Below are 20,788 nucleotides of genomic sequence, written 5' to 3'. Positions count from 1 at the left end.
ACTCTCTAACGTGATATTCAAAGGCTATATGGAAAAAATTACACTAAACTTTCTCTAAATAACTGCATCGCTTGCCCACGATGACTAATCTTATTTTTATCTTCTTTAGAAAGTTCAGCGCTAGAAACTTGTAGCTCAGGCAACCAGAACAGTGGGTCATAACCAAAACCATTTTCACCACGCGGCGCTTCTAAAATTTCGCCGTGCCAGATGCCTTGGAAAATTTGTGGTAATGGATCTTCTGCATGTGTGACTAAAGCAAGTACGCACACAAACATACCTTCAATCACTTCACCATTTTTACGAAATGGTAAAAGATCATTTAATAATTTGGCATTATTCGCTGCATCGTCACCGTGTTCTCCAGCATAGCGTGCAGAGTAAATACCAGGTGCACCACCTAAAACCGGAACACAAATACCTGAGTCATCAGCCATAGCAGGTTTGCCTGAAATTTTAGAGGCATGACGCGCTTTAATAATCGCATTTTCAATAAAGCTTAAGCCGTCTTCAATGGCATCAGGAATATTAAGGCGACCTTGAGGAATAATTTCTACAGGTAACTTAAGTTGTTCAAAAAGTTTTTCAAACTCTGCGACCTTACCTTTGTTATTGCTGGCAAGAACTAAACTGCCCTGATCAAACCAATGTGGGGTAGACATAATAAAACCAAACTTTATAGCTAATATCGAACATGAGTTATGTTACGTGTTTTTTAAGAGGGGATATAGAGGAAAATAAATAGAATATAAAAACTAAAACCACCTTGTACAGCATACAAGGTGGTTTTAGTCGAGTAAGGTTTTTTACAGATGAACCGTTATTATTGTGCTTGGATCCATTTGTCAGCGCGGTCACGTGCTGTACGAATTTGTTCTTGTGTTAAGTTCGCTGCAAGCGCAGTTTTCTTGCCTTCAGATAAACTAATTACTTTATTGTCTAGCATGCCATCACGAGTTGAAAGTTCATACCATTGGTAAGCACCAACGTAGTTTTTCTTTTGCTCTTCCATCATCGCAAGATTATAGCTTGCACGGTTATCACCGTTGCTTGCTGCTTTTTCGAAGTATTTACGAGCCATAGACTCATCTTTCTTAACGCCAATACCATCGGCGTACATACGACCTACATTTAACTGTGCTGGTGATAAGCCTTGGTCAGCAGCAGCTTTAAACCATGCGAAAGCTTGCTTCTCATCTTTTTCTACATCTTTACCATATTGGTAGTGTGTACCTAGGTAAAACTGTGCGCCTGCTTGACCAGATTTTGCAGCTTTCTGAAGGTCACTTACCCCCATTGTTGAAAAGCGTGCAGCCTGACTCGCAACCGATTGTGGCTGGGCGATATAATCTGCATGAGCCTGCATACTTAGCAGTCCTGCAAATAGTGTGCTAAATAATGTCTTTTTCATAGTGCACTCACTCGATAAATAGCGACTTCACCAAACAAATTCGGAATATGTTTGCTTAACAGGCTTCCCTGCTGGTTTCCATTGACGGCGAGTCGATTAATAATTTGTATCTGATTTTCAGCACAGAGTGCTTCAAAATCTTTAAATGTACATAAATGAATGTTCGGGGTGTTATACCACATATATGGTAAAGCATCCGACACAGGCATCATTCCTTTTAATGCAAGAAAAGAGCGAGTCTTCCAATGCGCGAAGTTCGGAAAAGTAATAATTGCCTGTTTACCCACACGCACCATGTCTCTTAATAAAACATCGGGTGCATCTACGGCTTGCAAAGCTTGTGCCATTACCACATAGTCAAAAGACTGGTCAGCAAAGCGGCTTAAACCGAGATTCAAATCTTGTTGAATAATATTTAACCCGCGACTGACGGCAATTGCAATCTTTTCTTGATCAATTTCTAAACCATAAGCACGAATTTGATGTTTTTGGCTCATATGAGCGAGTAATTCACCGTCACCACACCCTAAATCGAGCACGCTTGAGCCGGGTTTAATCCACTTTTCTGCCAGTTGTTGATCAATACGCATTAGCTTGCCTCCAGTGATGTCGATTTTAAATGTTCTTCACCGCCTAGGAAAGCGCGCATGGTTTTGACATACAGTGGAATCGGAAATAAAAACGAGTCATGACCTTGTTCAGCATCAATATCTAAGTAACTGACCGGCTTATGATTGGTAATAAGCGCGTCTACTATTTCTTGAGAGCGGCTTGGTGCAAAACGCCAGTCAGTTGTGAATGAAACGATGAGGAACTGACATTTGGTTTTACCCATTGCTTCTGTAAGTGAATGACCGTATTCGCGTGAAGGATCGAAATAATCCAAAGCTTTGGTCATAATGAGGTAAGTATTGGCATCAAAGTTACGGCTGAACTGTTCACCTTGATAACGCAGATAGCTTTCGACTTGAAACTCGACATCAAAACCGTACATAAATTTGCCTGATTTTAAATCACGGCCAAATTTTTGTTTCATCGCTTCTTCAGAAAGATAGGTGATATGGCCGACCATACGAGCCAAAATCAGGCCACGTTTCGGATAGCTATCATTTTCTAAGTAACGACCATGATGGAAGTCTGGATCAGACAAGATCGACTGACGAGCCACTTCATTAAATGCAATATTTTGTGCTGAAAGTTTTGGTGCGCTAGCAATAATCACACATTTTTGCAGGCGGTCAGGGTAGTCTACAGACCATTGTAGTGCTTGCATGCCCCCTAATGATCCACCAACAACCGAATACCAGACATCTACACCCAAACGGTCGGAAAGCATGGCTTGAGTCTTAACCCAGTCGCGTACCGTTACTAATGGAAAATCTGGTCCATAAGGGCGATTGTCATTTTCAGGGTTTGGCGAAGTTGGGCCAGTTGAGCCACTACAACCACCAATATTATTGAGCGAAACTACAAAGAACTTATTCGTATCAATTGCTTTACCCGGGCCAATACAGCTATCCCACCATCCAGCTTTTTTATCATCTTCGTGGTGATAACCCGCTGCATGATGATGTCCGGAAAGGGCGTGACAGATTAAAATGGCATTTGATTTATCTGCATTTAAAGTGCCGTAAGTTTCAACCATTAATTCAAAACGTGGCAAAACACGGCCACATTCAAGATGTAATGGTTCTTCAAATTGGAACTTTTGCGGAGTGACTAACCCCACTGAATCAGCTGGAAAAGACACGGGAACATTTCGCCTTTTAAATCTTTCAGGAATAAAAAGAAAGGATACCAAGCTAGGTATCCTTTCAAAAGAGTTTTTTTAAATTAAACAGCGGCGGCAACAACCTGATCTGTACTTAGAACACCTTGATCAATCAAACGGTTGGTACATGCAATAATAGCTTCAATTGATGAGGTAACTGTGTTGTCGTGAACGCCAGCACCAAATGAGCCTCTACCTGTACCTTTCACTTGAAGTTCAATTAAGGTTAATGCTTTGGCATTTGCGCCTGAACTAATACTACGTTCTTCATAGTTCAATACGTCAATTGGTAATTGAAGTGCGTTTAAGAATGCAGAGATAGGACCATTACCTTCGCCACGAAGTTGTTGTGTTTCACCCTCGACATCAACATCAAGTTCGATAATTTGAGTACCGTTAATGTCTGATAACTTGTAGTGTTTGACTGTGTAATGTTGGTTTTTCACATCAACATATGTGTCTTTAAATAATGTCCAGATTTCTTTGGCATTAATTTCTGTACCATTCTCATCAGCGTATTGTTGAACAACTTGGCTGAATTCGATTTGTAAACGACGAGGCAACACAACGTTGTAGTTTGATTCCAATAAGTAAGCGATACCGCCTTTACCAGACTGACTATTTACACGGATAACTGCGTCATAGTCGCGGCCCAAATCTTTCGGGTCGATTGGCAAGTAAGGCATATCCCAGATTTCTTCGTTTTTCTGGTACTCGAAGCCTTTTTTGATCGCATCCTGATGTGAACCAGAGAATGCAGTAAATACCAAGTCACCTGCATATGGATGACGAGGGTGTACAGGTAAGCCAGTACATTCTTCAACCGTTGCAATGACTTCATTAATGCTAGAGAAATCTAACTCTGGCGCTACACCTTGGGTATACATGTTCAATGCAATGGCTGCAACGTCAACGTTACCAGTACGTTCGCCGTTACCAAACACACAACCTTCGACACGGTCAGCACCCGCCATAATGGCAAGTTCCGATGCTGCAATACCACAGCCGCGGTCGTTGTGACAGTGAACAGAAATGATCACGCCATCACGACGTGCCAAATTGCGATGCATCCATTCAATTTGGTCTGCATAAACATTTGGTGTAGAAACTTCGACAGTCGCAGGTAAGTTTAAAATTACTTTATGGTCTGGACGAGCATCCCAGATTTCTGTCACAGCATCACAAACATCTTTAGCAACTTCTAATTCAGTTGCAGAGAAACATTCTGGGCTGTATTGGAAAATCCAGTCAGTTTGAGGATATTGCGCTGCATACTCTTTCACTTTTTGAGCTGCATTAATTGCTAACTGTTTTGCACCATTTACATCTACATTCAATACTTTCTGACGGAAAGTTGGAGAGTTCGAGTTATAAATATGTACGATTGCGCGTTTAGCACCTACTAAAGATTCAAAAGTGCGTTCAATTAAATGATCACGTGCCTGAACCAATACTTCAATGTATACGTCATCAGGAATATGATTTTCTTCGATCAACATACGAGTAAAATCGAAGTCAATTTGAGACGCAGAAGGGAAGCCAATTTCAATATGCTTAAAACCGATTTTTACAAGCATTTTGAACATTTTGAATTTTTGTTCCATGTTCATTGGTTCAAAAATTGCTTGGTTACCGTCACGTAAGTCCGTGCTCATCCAAATCGGTGCTTTTGTAATTTCATTATTTGGCCATTGGCGGTCTGGTAAATCGACTCGCTGGTACATACGGCGGTATTTTTTGCTTGGGTCAGCCAACATCATGAGAAAACTCCTTATCTCGTAGCACGGTTGCTCTAGGTATCGTGTGAAAGGCAACGTTCTACAGTTATATATGGTATCTAATACAGAAAAATTAAAGCGAATTTGAAAAGGTCTGCTCTAAAATGCAGACAAAAATTTATACGCGCGCGAGGCGCAGCATCAGGAGTTCGAGATGATGTCTTGCTTGGATAGGCGGGGCAAACAAGTAATTCGTTTTCATCTATAGACCATGAAATAGTAAGTTTAGTGGTTTGCGAATATGCTCTTTGTCTAGATATACCACATCTGAACAATGATTACACGTTGTGCAAAAGTCTTATACTCATTTTAATTTCAGTGTTCAGGAAATAATTTTCTAATTTTGCGTTGTTTGATGTTTTATGGAAAATAATTTTCACTATTTTGCCTTATTGAGATAAAAATAATTGATTAGACTAAATAAGGCAAAAATAAATAGAGTTACAGTTCAGCCCATTTACGCATTAGATTATGGTAAAGGTTAGTCAGTTTAATCACTTCACTATGGTTGTCGCCAAGCTGCATTCTCAGATTTTGTACTGTTTGATCTAGATTAAAAAGCATATGTCGCTCAGCATCATCACGCACCATACTTTGCACCCAGAAAAAAGAAGCAATACGACAGCCGGAAGTAATTGCTGTCACTTCATGCAGACTGGTAGATGGATATAAAATCATATCTCCTGCTGGAAGTTTCACTTCGTGATAACCATAAGTGTCTTCTACGACCAGATCACCACCCTCATATTCTTCAGGTTCGCTTAAAAATAAAGTGCATGACAAATCGGTTCTAAGCCGTTCGTTTGTACCACGTATGCGACGGATAGAATTGTCTACATGAAAACCAAAAGACTCCTGATTTTCATATCTATTAAATAGGGGAGGGATAATATCAAGTGGTATTGCAGCAGATAAAAATAATGGGTGAGTCCCTAATGCCTCAAGAATAATATTGCTCAGATGGTGAGTAAGCGGATGATCTTCAGGTAATTGCTGATTGCGTTTTACAGTTGCAGAAAGTGTACCAGCGGTTACTTTGCCATTGACCCATTCAATTTTGTCCATTTCATTACGGAAATATTGGACCTGTTCTTTACTCAATACATTGGGAATATGGTGGATCACGGTGATACCTGCGAGTAATAATAGTAGAAAATTAAAATAGCCTCTAACAATAGAGGCCATTTTATATCAGAACCCATAAAAATATTATGGGATTCTAAATGAACTTAGTATTTGAAGTTAATTGCGAGTACTGCGCTACGGCCTTCTGCTTCTGTTGCATAATGAGAAGCATACGCTTTAGTGAAATAGCGCTTATCAGATAAGTTATTTAGATTAAGCTGTAAATTAACGTTCTTATTTACATCATAACGAGCCATGGCATCGTAACGCACATAACCAGGAACATATTTAGTATTTGCAGCGTCTCCAAATACTTTGTCCATAGCGACTGCACCAGCACCTACTGTCACTTGTGGTAATACTTTATAAGTTGTCCAAAGTGTCGCTGAGTTTTTCGCTACGTTTTGTACTTGATTACCGTTGGTTGGACTTGGAACATAGTTGCCGTTACTATCTTTAGCATATCCACCATCAACGATTTCACTATCTAAATAAGTATAACCAGCAGAGACTGCCCACTTTTCAGTAATGTTACCGTTCGCGCCTAATTCAATACCGTCAACACGTGTTTCACCAATATTTCTTGTGAAACCATCCGTGCCTAAAGCGCGTGTATTGGTCTTTTCAGTACGGAAGATTGCAGCAGTTAAGTTTAAACGGTTATTTAATACATCCCATTTTGTACCCAGCTCATAAGTTTTAACTTCTTCTGGCTTAAGGTTATTAATAGCTCTTGCTTGTTCATCGGTTGTATTACGGTTTGGAACGCTAATTCCTTCTGAACCATCACCAGCATCTACACCTACTGGGTTAGCTGACGTTGCATAGCTCAAATAAATAGAACCATTTTCAACAGGTTTAAATGTCACACCTGCCTGATAGTTAAAGAAGTCATTGCTTGAACTGTATTTTGTGCCAGCTTTAATGAGCGTTGCACCTGAGCCTGAGTCCTTATTATATTTAACATCAGTATCAAATTTGTCCCAGCGTACACCTAAGTCAATTAACCATTGAGGTGTAATTTCAATGTTGTTTAATGCGTAAATTGACTGGGTCTTAGATGTAATGTTGGTAACATTTGGGTTTGCTTGTATACGACCCAACCATGCATCATTTGGATTAGGGTTATTTAGGTCGGTACACCAGCCATTTGAATTAGCAAGTGAACAAGCATTGTTTGTGCCGCTACCACCAATTTGTGAAGTATTTGGATCAGTTACGATGTTTGTGCCACGATCTGAATCTTGTTTACTATATTCCGCACCAATATTAAAACTATGTTTAAGCGAACCCGTATTAAACTTGCCTTTCAGTGATAACTGATCAGTAAAACTGTCTGTATCAGTAAGATTGGTATTTACACGACGCCAAACTTTACCATTAACGATGTTACCTTGGCTGTCATCTGGTTGAGTCCATAAATAGTTATTTTTAGATTTACCATATACAGCGGTATTGCTGAGGGTCAGGTTATCATTAAAGTCATGTTCAAGTTTAAGTGTACCAATCTGGTTTTCTTGTTTTTGAAAATCACGATCTTTCCAACCGTAATAAATACCTTGTTTAACATCAACTGGTTTACCAACTGTTGCTTTTTTAATGACGTCATATTGATAAGGTACACCAGAATCAGGTGTATCATCAGTTTTTAAATAGTAGTAGCTCAATGTTCCACGAGTAGCAGTATCTAGACCAAAACTAATACTTGGTGCGATACCAGCGCGTTTATATTCCGCACCATTACTTTGTCCAGCTTTGTCATTTTGGTGTCCCATCACAATAACACGGGCAGCCACTCCATTACCGAAGTCTTTATTGCCATCTAAAGTAACACGTGCATAGTTATCTGTGCCCCCAGCAACAGAACCTTCAAGAGAGTCACCCTTTTTCGCAACTTTCGTAATCAGGTTAATACTACCGCCTGAACCACCCGCACCACTTAAAGCAGATGAAGAACCTTTGATAACTTCAACTTGGTCGACAGCAAACATCTCACGGTTTTGGGAAGTTGCGTTACGAACGCCGTCTACATACATCGAACTTTCTGAATTGTAGCCACGAATGAAAGGTCGATCGCCATTTGGATTACCACCTTCACCAGCACCTAAAGTAATACCTGGAACTGTACGTAATGCATCTGATAAGGTTGTTACTTTTGTATCTTCAATCAGTTGTTTTGAAATAATTGAAACGGATTTGGGAGTATCTAAAAGAGGAGCTACAAATTTAGAATTTGCTGATTGATCTACCTTTAAAGATTCTTCTTGTGTTGCTTGAGTATGAATGGTGGGTAGTTGTGAAACAGCTTCTTGTGCCATTGCAGTTGTTGCGATCATAGAAAGGGATGATGCGATTGCAGATGAAACAATTTTTTTACGTGTTCTAATCAATGACATGACTTTCAGGACTTAAATACAAAACGTTATGCGAATAATAATAATTCTTATTTATATGTACAGTTTGTGTTAATTGGATTTGCCGATAGGATTGTGAAGAAAATATGAAAGATTTAATCGGGTTTTGTCGCTAAAAATTGCTAATTAATTAATTATTATTAATTTTTATGAAAAACGATAATTATTGATAAATTAATTGTAATTTTAGATTTATGAAGAATAACTAAAAAATTACTTTGGCTTAAGGTTGAGTTAAAAAAAATTAAAAAATCATAAAATTATTGTGAAATTTACTGAAAAAACGGCCTTCAATTTACTGATCTGATCGGTTAATTTTGTATATCTTGAAAGTTGTCATATAATACAGCACTTTTTTAAAAACTGTTCCTACTAACTAATTTTTATCGAGGAAGCCATGCAAGTAACGACTGAAGCGGTTTCGGGCGTTGCCCGTCGTTTAAATGTTTCTGTACCGACGAGCCGTGTTAACGAGCAATTTGAAGCTCGTTTGAAGCGCACTGCCAAAACTGTGAAGATCAACGGCTTCCGTCCAGGCAAAGTACCTGCAAACGTTGTTCGTCGCGAATACGGTGCAAGTATTTATCAAGAAGTTGTGAATGACATCATTCGTGACAGCGTATTTGAAGCGATTCAACAAGAAAAAATCAATGCGGTAGGCATGCCGAACATTGAGAAAGTTGAACATAAAGAAGATGCTTTAGTTTTTGAAGCAACTGTAGAAGTTTATCCTGAAGTTGAAGTAAAAGCATTTGACGGTTTAGAAGTTGAACGTAAAACAGCTGAAATTAAAGACGCTGACGTTGACACTATGATCGAAAACTTGCAAAAACAACGTCAAACTTGGGCTGTGACCAAGGGTATGGCGAAAAAAGACATGCAAGTGACTTTTGACTTCGAAGGTTCTATCGACGGTGAGAAGTTTGAAGGCGGTTCTGCTGAAGACTTTAAACTTGTGTTAGGTTCAGGTCGTATGATTCCTGGCTTCGAAGACGGCATCGTTGGCATGAAAGCTGGTGAAGAGAAAGTAATTGATGTAACTTTCCCTGAAGATTACCAAGCTGAGAACTTGGCTGGTAAAGCAGCTCAATTCAAAATCACTGTGAAGCAAGTTGAAAAACCTAAACTTCCAGAGATTGATGCTGAATTCTTGAAAATCTTCGGTGTTACTGAAGAAGAAGGCGTTGAAAAATTAAAAGCTGACGTTCGTAAAAACATGGAACGTGAAGTTCGCAATGGTTTACGTAACCAAGTTAAACAAGCTGCATTTGATGCTCTTGTTGCTGCTAACGAAGTTGAAGTTCCAACTGCAATGGTTGCTCAAGAAATTGACCGTCAACGTCAACAAATGGTTCAACAGTTCACTCAACAATTTGGCGGTGCTGGTGCTCAATCTTTCGACAAGAGCATGCTTCCTGACGAATTGTTCAAAGAGCAAGCAGAGCGTTCAGTTAAGCTTGGTATCTTAGTAAGCAAAGTATTAGCTGATGCTAAACTTGAAGTTGACCAATCACGTGTTGATGCTTACATCGACGACATGGCTTCTTCTTATGAAGATCCAACTGAAGTGATCGAATACTTCAAAAATGATGCTCAACAACGTCAACAAATTGAAGCTGTTGTGTTAGAAGATCAAGTTGTTGATCACATCTTAGCTGCAGCTAAAGTGTCTGACAAAGCAGTATCTTACGAAGATTTATTGAAAGAACAACAAGCTCGCCGTATGGGCTAATCTTTTGAGAAATCTGGAAAAGGCGCTTTAGGCGCCTTTTTCATTTTTGGGTATGTGGTTAATTTGAGTACGCCATGCAGTACTTAGGTATAAATAATATAATATTTCAGTGCGAACCTTTTGCAATTTGAGAAATTATCCCGCATATTGTTGCCATAGGTTAAGTCACAAAAAATTTAGGAATAAATAACGTATGTATGTTCCAACAATTGAAAATGCTTTAGTTCCTGTTGTGGTTGAACAATCTTCTCGCGGCGAACGTTCTTTTGATATTTATTCACGACTTTTACGTGAGCGCGTCATTTTTCTAACTGGTGAAGTTGAAGACAACATGGCAAATTTGATTGTTGCTCAAATGTTGTTCTTAGAAGCTGAAAACCCAGATAAAGATATCCATCTTTATATTAACTCGCCAGGTGGTTCGGTAACTGCTGGTATGGCGATTTATGACACGATGCAATTTATCAAACCTGATGTAGTAACATACTGTATGGGGCAGGCTGCATCTATGGGCGCATTCTTATTAAATGCTGGTGCTAAAGGTAAACGCTATTGCCTTGAAAATGCACGTGTAATGATTCACCAGCCATTAGGTGGGTTCCGTGGTCAGGCATCAGACATTGAAATTCACGCTCGTGAAATTCTATTTATTAAAGAACGCTTGAATCGTTTGATGGCAGAACACAGTGGTCAAGACTATGACACGATTGCCCGTGATACTGATCGTGATAACTTTATGACTGCACAAGCAGCAAAAGAATATGGCTTAGTCGATCAGGTATTAAGTAAGCGTCCATAAGGGGAGTTTTTAAGTGGCTTGAGTTGTTAGAAAACGTCTCCATATAGTCATTTAACCCTATCGCTTGCCCTCATATTTAAGATTCTATTTGTGGAGAGAATATGTCCGAACATCCTCAAGGACAAAAACATTGTTCATTTTGCGGTAAAACGCAGTCTGAAGTCGGGAAACTGATTGCGGGCGAGGACGCATATATTTGTAATGAGTGTGTAGATGTCTGCTTAGACCTTGTACAAACCAGCCAACAGGTTGAAGCAGGTGACTGGGCGAGCAAGGCATTGCCAAAACCACATGAAATACGTGCTGCGCTTGATCAATATGTGATTGGTCAGGATCTTGCCAAAAAGACATTATCTGTTGCCGTTTATAACCATTATAAGCGTTTGAAAGTCGGGCAATCTGGTCATGTGTCTAAAGATGTGGAAATTGCTAAAAGTAACATTCTACTGATTGGACCTACCGGTTCAGGTAAAACATTACTTGCTCAAACATTAGCTCGTTTGTTAGATGTTCCATTTGCGATGGCAGATGCGACCACTTTAACTGAAGCGGGTTATGTCGGCGAAGACGTTGAAAATATTGTACAAAAGCTTTTGCAAAAAGCAGATTACGATGTAGAAAAAGCTCAAAAGGGCATTATCTATATCGATGAAATCGACAAGATTACACGTAAATCTGAAAATCCTTCGATTACGCGTGACGTTTCTGGTGAAGGTGTACAACAAGCATTGCTTAAGATGATTGAAGGTACTGTAGCTTCAATTCCACCACAAGGTGGACGTAAACATCCGCAGCAAGAGTTCATTCAAATTGATACCTCAAATATCTTATTTATTTGTGGTGGTGCATTTGCTGGACTGGAAAAAATTGTACAACAACGCCAAGAGAAAGGCGGAATTGGCTTTACAGCTGACGTGAAGAAAAAAGATGAAAGCAAGAAAATTGCTGAACTGTTCCGTCAAGTTGAGCCAACTGACTTAGTGAAATTTGGTTTGATCCCAGAATTTATTGGTCGTTTACCAGTTATTGCAACGCTTGAAGAGCTTGATGAAGAAGCATTAATGCAAATTTTGACAGAACCGAAAAATGCATTAACTCGTCAATACCAATACTTGTTCAATATGGAAAATGTTGATCTTGTATTTGAAGACTCTGCTTTACGTGCAGTTGCTAAGCGAGCGCTTGAGCGTAATACCGGAGCTCGTGGTCTACGTTCGATTCTGGAAAATGTTTTACTTGAAACAATGTATGACTTACCAAGTCGTACAGATGTGGGAACAGTTTTCATTAATGAAGCAGTGATTAATGGTGAAGCTGAACCTGTTTATAAGCCAGAACGTCAGCCTAAAGAAACAGCAACTCATGAAAGTGTTGCTAAGGCAGATTTAAAAGTAATTGATTCGAAGTCTGCTTAGATTTCATTCATCTAAAAAGCATGAATCGCGTAAGTGATTCATGCTTTTTTTGTTTTCAATTCACGTAGGTGGTGTTAATCTAAAAAAACAAAATACGCATAGTTTTGCGATATAGAAAAATCAAAAGAAAACGCTTTGAGGGATGTCATGCGTTATTTAATTATTGCATTAAGTTGTACCGCATTACTTGTGGGTTGCCAAAGTTCATCACACTTAGCAAAAAATTCAGGTGAGCTGACTGCGACTTTACCGAAAGTTGATGTAGATAAAGCACCTGGTGTATTTGATCAATACCATGTGGGTGGTTTTAGCATGGGGGGATGGGTCAACCAAAAACTAGGTCAGACATTTGTTCCGATTAAACCGCAAAATGAACATGCAGCAGTAGTCTATCTCTATCGGCCAGATACCAAATGGAACCGTCAGGAAATTGCAGCAATTAATTTATTTGTAAATGGCAAACGAATTCCAAGCTTATTGCATAACCATTATTATTGGATTGAACTGCCAGCAGGAAGTTATCGTATTTCTGCAAGTCGGCCTTTATTAGGTATTCATTTTCAAGAGCCAAAATATATTGATATTACGGTCGATGCAGGAACATCTTATTATTTAAAATACGATGAAGAAAACAAAATGGACCGCGGTGAACACACTGGCCCATTTATGTTAATGCAAGACAATATCGGACGTAGAGAGATTGCTTTTACGGAGCTTAAATCTTCTAGCTTCAACTTTGTAGCTGAAGATGCTTCAGGAAAAATTCGACATAAACCGCAAGAGCTAAAACCAGCCAAATATGATGAAAAATCAGATGTCCATCTGATTAAACCATTTAAGTTGTGGAACCCTTTAACGTGGTAATGGCCTACAAAAGATAAAGAAAAGTTAAGACTTTTCTTTATCTTTCATGAGTGGCGCAATAATTTTAAGCATCTCTTCTTGCATATGATCGCGGGCTTTAGGGTCATTAAAGGTTTGTTGACCCAGCTCCATCATATATTCTGAAATTTGTCCCATAATTTGTACGTTTTTACGTGTAATTGATTGACCTTCTGGGGTTTTTAAAAATTTCAGATTTACCTGAATTTCTTCTTCAGTATATGTCTTTAAATAAATATCTTGTAAGGCTTGCGTGGTTTTTGGGCTACTAATGAGCTGGTTACTCGAATCTTTTAAAAGTAAGCCTAACTTTTTGGCGGCCTCTTTTTCTTTCGGACCTAAAGTTTTGATGCCCGTAATATTAGTAATGATCTGTTCAGCTTGTTGATCATAATAAGGCGTTAATTCATTAATTGATTCTTTAAGCAAATAATCAATTTGGCTCATTTGCATGAGTTCTTTCACTGAACTTAATTTGGCAGGAGAAGCAAATAAGCTTGTTGTAATACAGCTTAGGCAGAGGCTGATTGAGAGATTTTTAAGAATAGGGCGGATAGTCATGAAATGACCTATATGCAATATATGGCGGGTGGGTGTATTTATTAATAACATAGATTGGCGAACTAATTGTTACAATTCTTTTCAATTTCCAAAAAAAATTATAAGGCATAAAAAAAGCACCGAATTCGGTGCTTTTCTTGATTAGCCTGCTGCGGCATCGATTACTGGAATTTTTCCAATTTTCGCTTGCCAGATTTTTGGAGCCACGGCGTGAATTGAAGTACCGTTTACATCAACTAAATTATGGAATTCTTTAACTTTGTTAAAAATGAGCTGGTATTAGCCTGCTTTTTTATTCGGGAGTCAATGTTTTTAGTATTTTAAGTACTTGTTGCTCTTGTTGATAGTATTTTACTATTTGCTCAGGTTTATAATTTTCATCTTGTTGGTTTTTTATGGCCTTTTGATTTTGTTTGAAAAACTCTTGGGCTAAAGGATGTTCATATATGTGTAGTAGATAAACTAACTCTTCCTCCTCAAAAAAATTTAAATAAGGTTGAATTAGCTGTTGGATATAATAATTTTTAAAATCATCACTTTGCATTCGCTCTAATAATTGTCTTTCTATTTTAGGCGCATAATACGCTTTATCTTCAACTAAATCTTTTGAAGGAATACCTTGTAAAAGGTTTTTGCTATAGCTTTGTGCCAAACGTTCAGTTTGATAGTGTTGTATAGTCTGATCAAATAAACTTGTTTTTAATACTTCTATTGCTGTGTCTTGAGTTGGAGGTATTGCAAAGCTTGTAGTGGTTATAATACCTAATAAGATGCTAGACATTGATAATGATAGATTAATATTAAAAGACATTTTTTTATTGTTCCTCTGTATACGGCTTTTTATACGTCAAAATATCTCGAAAAATATAAAGCATGAACTTACTTTCATCTAAATAATTAGTTAAAAGTTTAGGGAGATGATCTGCTAAATATAATTCTTTTAAAAGATTTTTTTTAACAAGTATTTGTCCAGACTCAGTTTGATAGTGTTCAATAAAATAGAGAAGACTCTCTTCTGAAACATATTGTTGAAGTTGTTTAAATACAAGTTGATATTGTTTTTCTGATGAGCTGAAAATAGGGTCTTCTTTGAGATATAAGGCTGCAATTCTTTCAGCGACTTGATATTGCTGGGGTGTAAGTAAACGTGCATCAAGAGTGGGTGCTTGAATGTGGTAAAGAACGCGTTGAGTAGCAAGTTCTAAATAATAAGCTTTTCTTATTTCATGTAATAGTTCAAAAGTTTCTCTTGAATGAGTCACTTCAAGATATTTATTAATAGTTTCTGGTTTTGCGGGTTTTGCGCAAGCACTTGTTAAGCTAAAGAAGAATAATCCAAAAAATAAAGATAACGTATATTTATAATCCATGCGAGCTCAATAAATTTTTTTATTTAAGAGTATAATCATTGAAGTAAAAAGGAACATCACATTGATGTTCCTTTTTCATTATTTATGCAGTTGCATCAGTCACTGGAATTTTTCCAATTTTCGCTTGCCAGATTTTTGGAGCCACGGCGTGAATTGAAGTACCGTTTACATCAACTGCAACAGATACAGGCATATCTTCAACTACGAATTTGTAGATTGCTTCCATACCTAAGTCAGCGAAGGCAACAACTTCAGCTTCACGAACAGCTTTAGATACGAGGTAAGCCGCACCACCAACTGCCATAAGGTAAGTTGCTTTGTTGTCTTTGATCGCTTCAATTGCTGTTGGACCACGGTCAGCTTTACCAATCATACCGAATAGACCAGTATGCTCTAATACTTTACGTGTGAATTTGTCCATACGTGTTGCAGTTGTAGGACCAGCAGGACCAACGACTTCATCACCCACAGGATCAACAGGGCCAACGTAGTAAATAAATTTACCTTTAAGATCAACTGGTAATTCTTCACCGTTGTCGATCATTTCAACCATACGTTTGTGCGCAGCATCACGACCTGTGTACATTGTACCGCTAAGAAGTAATGTGTCGCCCGGTTTCCAAGAATCCATTTCTTCTTGAGTAATGGTATCAAGGTTTACACGTTTAGACTGTGAAGAGTCCCAAGTTACTGAAGGGTAGTCTTCAAGTTTTGGTGCTTGAATATGAGCTACACCTGTACCATCAAGCTGGAAGTGAGCATGACGAGTCGCAGCACAGTTCGGAATCATGCCTACTGGTTTACCAGCAGCGTGACATGGGTAATCTTTGATTTTAATATCAAGAACAGTCGTTAAACCGCCAAGACCTTGAGCACCAATACCAAGAGCGTTTACTTTCTCAAAGATTTCGATACGAAGTTCTTCGATTTTGTTCTCTGGTCCACGGCGAAGTAATTCGTCCATGTTGATTTCTTCCATGAGTGCTTCTTTAGCAAGCATCATGGCTTTTTCAGCAGTACCACCAATACCGATACCGAGCATACCAGGAGGACACCAACCTGCACCCATAGTTGGAACAGTTTTAAGAACCCAGTCAACAATCGAGTCAGATGGGTTAAGCATCGCAAGTTTAGATTTGTTTTCTGAACCGCCACCTTTAGCAGCAACAGTAATATCTACTTTGTTACCCGGTACGAGTTTGTAGTGAATAACAGCAGGGGTGTTGTCTTTTGTATTTTTACGACCAAATGCAGGGTCAGCAAGTACAGATGCACGAAGAACGTTGCTGTTTTCAAGGTAACCTTGGCGAACACCTTCATTTACTGCATCGTCTAAGCTCATTGTTAAATCGAATTTAACATCTAAGCCCACTTCAAGGAAAACGTTAACAATACCAGTATCTTGGCAAATTGGACGATGACCTTCCGCACACATGCGAGAGTTAATTAAAATCTGTGCAATTGCATCCTTTGCAGCTTTGTTTTCTTCGCGATCATAAGCACGGCTCATCGCTTGGATAAAGTCTTGCGGGTGATAGTACGAAATAAACTGTAGGGCGTCCTTGATTGATGTAATCAAGTCATCTTGTTTGATAATCGTTGTCATACCAGAAAATCTCTTGAGCGGGCTGTTAGCTAGCGGGCTAAATTATATGACAAAAACACAAACTTGTGGGGGATTGGTTGATCTTTTGACCGAAAGTCGAATAGGACCAGTGCTAAGTGATTTAAAACTAAGAACAACCAACTGCGAAGGCAGTTATTTAAGAGTAAAAAAAGCCATTTGAGCGGACATCAAATGGCGAGAGGTAGAAAAGATTAAATGATATTAATTATTTGGCAGCAGCTTGTTGTTCAGCCTGAATTGCTGTTAATGCAATAGTAAAGACAATGTCATCTACTAAAGCACCACGAGACAAGTCATTCACTGGTTTGTTTAGGCCTTGCAGCATTGGTCCAACGCTGACTACATTTGCTGCACGTTGTACTGCTTTATATGTCGTATTACCTGTATTTAAGTCTGGGAAAATAAATACATTGGCACGACCAGCTACGCGTGAGTCTGGTGCCTTTTGGCGTCCTACACTTTCAACAGAAGCTGCATCGTATTGGAGTGGGCCATCAATCAGTAAATCAGGGCGGCGTTGCTGTGCAATTTGAGTCGCTTGTTGTACTTTTTCAACATCAGCACCAGTGCCAGATGTACCAGTTGAATAGCTGATCATGGCAATACGTGGGTCAATTCCAAACGCTTTTGCAGAGTCAGCAGACTGAATCGCAATTTCAGCAAGCTGGTCGGCTGTAGGGTCTGGGTTAATTGCACAATCACCGTAAACATAAACTTCATCTGGTAAAAGCATAAAGAATATGGACGAAACTAAAGAGTAAGACGGTGCGGTTTTAATGAGCTGAAAAGCAGGGCGCACGGTGTTCGCGGTTGTGTGAACTGCACCAGAAACCAAACCATCTACATGATCTAGAGCCAGCATCATAGTGCCAAGAACAACAGTGTCTTGTAATTGATCTTTGGCTTGTAACTCGTTGAGTTTACCTTTGCGGAGTTCAACCATAGATGCAACATATTGGTTGCGAATGCTGTCCGGATCAATAATTTCTAGGTCAGCTGGTAGTTCAATACCGCGTGCTTTTGCAACGTCTTGAACTGCATCTGGTTTTGCTAGCAAAATACAATGTGCAATACCACGAGCCTGACAAATAGCAGCTGCTTCAATAGTACGTGGCTCATCGCCTTCTGGAAGCACAATTCGTTTTTTTGCTGCAATTGATTTTTGCACTAACTCATGACGGAATGCTGAAGGGGAAAGGCGTGGAGTTGCACCGTTATTACTGTGCTGTTTAAGCCATTCGACATCGATATGACTTGAAACAAAACGAGTCACTTGCTCGGCACGTTCAGTATCATCGATTGGAATTTCATTACCAAAATCAGATAAGCGCTGTGCCGTTTCCAGTGTGTTTAAACGGGTGTGTAAAATTGGTAAGCCTTGTTTGATAGCGCTTTGGCAAAACTCTAAAAGCTCAGGGGCAGGTGCTTCACGTTCGGTCAGTACCAAGCCTGCCAATGGAATACCGTTACTGGTTGCCAAGCTACCTGCAAGTAACACATCGGTGCGTTCAGATGCGCTAATAATCAACTCGCCAGCAATGAATTTATTCAATTCATATTCAATGCTTGAGGCAATTAAACTTGAGTGCAAAATACGACGCGTTTTTGCTTCGCCTTGATGGACCCATTGACCATCAATCACGTTCGCGATGTCTAAAGTTCTAGGTACGCTTAGTGTATTACTAAATGGAACTAAACCAATAATTGGTAAATCGTTCGATCCAAAGTAGCGATTGTATTTTTGCAGTTCTGACGTAAATTTTGCGATGTCTTCAGTTGGACGTAGCGATGGGTCGAATGCGACAGGAATCTGAGCTGTTTCCTCAGATAAGCCGCGTGTACGCATAAAGAGTACACCTGCTGTTCGGTTTGAAGTTGCACCGCCAAACTGACGCAAGTGAGCTTCAACTTTCTCTGCTGTTTTACGTGGGTTTTGGATGTCTGCTGTGCTTACCAAAACCACTTCTGCATCAAGAGCTTGGGCAAGGCTGGCATTAAGCTCACTGGCAAAATGGTCTTGTCCATTTGGCAATAGGCCTTCAACAATAATGACATTATTGTCTGCTGCAATACTGCGATGAAGACTTACTGCTTCTTCAAGGAGTTCATCGACTTCACCTGACGCAATGCGTTGGGTTAACTTTTCATGAGAAATGGATTGAACAGTTTTACCTTGAAATAAATGACCAAATAAAGACGTAGTTCGGTCTAAATTTTCTTGATCTACCTGAGAAAACGGTTTTAAAAAGCCTGCTTTAATCCCATTACAATCAAGTGCATAAATCATACCTAAGCAGGCAGAGGTTAAACCAACCCCTTCACCTGTAGGAATTAATAAAATTGTATTCATATAAACCTATAAATAACGTTCTTTGACTTCTGTAATTAAGCAAGGCTAATTTCAGGAGATGTATTTTGTGCAACGTCTACAACCTGACGCGTTTCTTTGGCAATACGGCCTTCTTCATCGGTTGGAATCACCCAGATTTGTGGTCCTGTACCGCTATCAATACGGCCTTCTGTGCCACGTTTTAAATTGTTGTTCTGGTCTTTATCGAGCTGTAAACCAAAGTGAGGTAAATAAGCTAAAGTCTTTTCACGAATGTAAGCTGAGTTTTCACCAATACCACCTGTGAAGATCAGGCCATCAATACTTGGCAAACCACAGCTTAATGCTGCAAGTGATTTTGCAAGGCGGTAGCTAAATACTTCAATTGCAAGACGCGCATCTTCGTTGCCATTTTCAGAGGCTTCAATCACAGTACGCATATCGTTAGAAAGTTGTGATAAGCCAAGTAAGCCACTTTCGTTATTTAAAACTTTATCGATTTTCGCCAAGTCCCAGCCAAGATTTTTTGCAAGAAAACTGTGTAAGCTTGGGTCGACATCCCCACTACGTGTTCCCATTACAACGCCTTCAAGCGGGGTAAGGCCCATAGAAGTATCAACACTTTGTCCATTCCATACTGCACAAGTCGAACTACCATTGCCCAAGTGTGCTGTTAACCAGCCACCTTTTTGGAAATTACCAGCCAGTTCACTACCGCGGTCAGACACATAAGCATGACTTGTGCCGTGGAAGCCATAGCGGCGAACGTTATGGTCTGTATATAAAAATTTAGGGATTGCATAACGGTATGCATGTGCAGGCATGGTTTGGTGGAATGCGGTGTCGAATACGGCAACTTGAGGTAATTCAGGAAATAGGCGCATCGTTGCTTCAATCCCGATTAAGTGGGCTGGGTTATGAAGTGGTGCAAGAGGGGTAGCTGCACGAATACGTTCTATAATTTCAGGAGTAAGTAATTCAGCTTTAGTGAGGCTTCCACCATGTACGACACGGTGACCGATTGCTTGAGGTTTATAGTTTGCAAGACGTGCAAGTAAAGTTTCTAAAGCTTTGGCGTGGTCAGCATAAGGAATTGAGAGCTCTAGTGGTTCTCCACCGACTGTAATTCCTTTAATACGAGCATCAGCCGCCCCTAAGTTTTCTGCTAAACCATAAATACGATCTTCACGATGGTCTGAAACCAGCGCGTATTTAATAGATGAAGAACCGCAATTAATAACTAATACTGATGTAGCCACGTTGAAATACCCAAGTCCTGATTTAAAAATAGTTTTCCTAACTTCCTGATCAAAAGGCATTAATTGCAACATGCATTAAGAGCAGGTTGTGATGTTTTAACATGTGTTGTTTTTCTGTCCAAGATAGACTTTAGCCCATTAGACTTAAGCACTATCGACCATCAAATTTTTTATAACTAATATTTATTGAGTATAAAGCTTAACCACTGTATTTATTGTTTTTTTGTAGAAGAATTAAACAGTTTTTTGTATATATTTATGAAAAGTAAATTTTGAATCAATGTAATTTTCAACTATTTGGTATAAATTTTTTAA

17 protein-coding genes and 1 pseudogene are annotated in these 20,788 nt (G+C 39.2%); 4 read left to right on the top strand and 14 right to left on the bottom strand.

The genetic code is table 11. The features are described 5' to 3' along the window. Positions 1–38 precede the first annotated feature (38 nt). From rdgB to ACLCEG_RS12735, 7 genes are all read right to left on the bottom strand, one after another. Entirely contained in the window at positions 39–662 is a 624-nt protein-coding gene (gene rdgB / locus ACLCEG_RS12765; protein ID WP_000106720.1) for an RdgB/HAM1 family non-canonical purine NTP pyrophosphatase, read from the bottom strand. A 161-nt stretch (positions 663–823) separates the two neighbouring features. Continuing rightward, complete coding sequence (locus ACLCEG_RS12760; RefSeq protein WP_019458061.1) at positions 824–1,411, bottom strand: tetratricopeptide repeat protein; 588 nt, start codon at positions 1,409–1,411, stop codon at positions 824–826. Beyond that, the gene (metW, locus tag ACLCEG_RS12755) at positions 1,408–2,001 is read right to left on the bottom strand and encodes a methionine biosynthesis protein MetW (RefSeq protein WP_031947306.1); all 594 of its coding nucleotides are present in this window, start codon (positions 1,999–2,001) and stop codon (positions 1,408–1,410) included. Before metW ends, ACLCEG_RS12760 begins: the two co-directional genes overlap by 4 nt. Then, on the bottom strand, positions 2,001–3,161 hold the full coding sequence (locus tag ACLCEG_RS12750) for a homoserine O-succinyltransferase MetX (RefSeq protein WP_039250371.1): 1,161 nt from the start codon (positions 3,159–3,161) through the stop codon (positions 2,001–2,003). The genes metW and ACLCEG_RS12750 overlap by 1 nt, the downstream gene beginning before the upstream one ends. 83 nt (positions 3,162–3,244) lie before the next feature. Next, positions 3,245–4,942, bottom strand: a complete 1,698-nt coding sequence (gene leuA / locus ACLCEG_RS12745; RefSeq protein ID WP_410567768.1) for a 2-isopropylmalate synthase — start codon at positions 4,940–4,942, stop codon at positions 3,245–3,247. Between the two features lie 459 nt (positions 4,943–5,401). Next, positions 5,402–6,085: a Fe2+-dependent dioxygenase gene (locus ACLCEG_RS12740; protein ID WP_001984475.1), complete on the bottom strand. Its 684-nt coding sequence runs from the start codon at positions 6,083–6,085 to the stop codon at positions 5,402–5,404. 104 nt (positions 6,086–6,189) lie between these two features. Beyond that, positions 6,190–8,481: a TonB-dependent receptor gene (locus tag ACLCEG_RS12735; RefSeq protein WP_191012561.1), complete on the bottom strand. Its 2,292-nt coding sequence runs from the start codon at positions 8,479–8,481 to the stop codon at positions 6,190–6,192. A gap of 415 nt (positions 8,482–8,896) precedes the next feature. Here ACLCEG_RS12735 and tig point away from each other — a divergent pair, with 415 nt between their 5' ends. The 4 genes from tig (at position 8,897) to ACLCEG_RS12715 (ending at position 13,309) form a co-directional block, all read left to right on the top strand. Continuing rightward, positions 8,897–10,231: a trigger factor gene (gene tig / locus ACLCEG_RS12730; RefSeq protein WP_004698800.1), complete on the top strand. Its 1,335-nt coding sequence runs from the start codon at positions 8,897–8,899 to the stop codon at positions 10,229–10,231. A 193-nt stretch (positions 10,232–10,424) separates the two neighbouring features. Further along, on the top strand, positions 10,425–11,030 hold the full coding sequence (clpP, locus tag ACLCEG_RS12725) for an ATP-dependent Clp endopeptidase proteolytic subunit ClpP (protein WP_000289452.1): 606 nt from the start codon (positions 10,425–10,427) through the stop codon (positions 11,028–11,030). Between the two features lie 101 nt (positions 11,031–11,131). Continuing rightward, positions 11,132–12,445, top strand: a complete 1,314-nt coding sequence (clpX, locus tag ACLCEG_RS12720; RefSeq protein WP_002053318.1) for an ATP-dependent Clp protease ATP-binding subunit ClpX — start codon at positions 11,132–11,134, stop codon at positions 12,443–12,445. A 147-nt stretch (positions 12,446–12,592) separates the two neighbouring features. Next, a complete protein-coding gene (locus tag ACLCEG_RS12715) occupies positions 12,593–13,309 on the top strand; it encodes a DUF2846 domain-containing protein (protein WP_410567766.1) in 717 nt (238 codons plus the stop codon). 24 nt (positions 13,310–13,333) lie between these two features. Here the strand turns inward: ACLCEG_RS12715 and ACLCEG_RS12710 are convergent, their stop codons facing one another. The 7 genes and pseudogenes from ACLCEG_RS12710 to ACLCEG_RS12680 form a co-directional block, all read right to left on the bottom strand. Further along, positions 13,334–13,888 carry a DUF2059 domain-containing protein gene (locus ACLCEG_RS12710; RefSeq protein WP_410567764.1) on the bottom strand — a complete coding sequence of 185 codons (555 nt, stop codon included), beginning with the start codon at positions 13,886–13,888 and terminating at the stop codon, positions 13,334–13,336. 141 nt (positions 13,889–14,029) lie between these two features. Continuing rightward, positions 14,030–14,125: pseudogene (locus tag ACLCEG_RS12705) on the bottom strand (hypothetical protein); the annotation flags it as partial. A gap of 55 nt (positions 14,126–14,180) precedes the next feature. Beyond that, positions 14,181–14,699, bottom strand: a complete 519-nt coding sequence (locus ACLCEG_RS12700) for a hypothetical protein (protein ID WP_039250381.1) — start codon at positions 14,697–14,699, stop codon at positions 14,181–14,183. 4 nt (positions 14,700–14,703) lie between these two features. After that, on the bottom strand, positions 14,704–15,258 hold the full coding sequence (locus ACLCEG_RS12695; RefSeq protein WP_039250383.1) for a hypothetical protein: 555 nt from the start codon (positions 15,256–15,258) through the stop codon (positions 14,704–14,706). Between the two features lie 82 nt (positions 15,259–15,340). After that, positions 15,341–16,864, bottom strand: coding sequence for a fumarate hydratase (locus ACLCEG_RS12690; protein ID WP_004698789.1), 1,524 nt, complete (start codon positions 16,862–16,864; stop codon positions 15,341–15,343). Positions 16,865–17,090: 226 nt separating this feature from the next. Further along, positions 17,091–19,235, bottom strand: coding sequence for a phosphate acetyltransferase (gene pta / locus ACLCEG_RS12685; RefSeq protein ID WP_410567762.1), 2,145 nt, complete (start codon positions 19,233–19,235; stop codon positions 17,091–17,093). 35 nt (positions 19,236–19,270) lie between these two features. Further along, positions 19,271–20,473 carry an acetate/propionate family kinase gene (locus ACLCEG_RS12680; RefSeq protein WP_410567760.1) on the bottom strand — a complete coding sequence of 401 codons (1,203 nt, stop codon included), beginning with the start codon at positions 20,471–20,473 and terminating at the stop codon, positions 19,271–19,273. Positions 20,474–20,788: the final 315 nt, after the last annotated feature.

The organism is Acinetobacter sp. H1(2024), assembly GCF_046557555.1.
Classification (GTDB): Bacteria; Pseudomonadota; Gammaproteobacteria; order Pseudomonadales; family Moraxellaceae; genus Acinetobacter; species Acinetobacter seifertii.
This window is presented reverse-complemented; position numbering and strand designations above follow the sequence as displayed.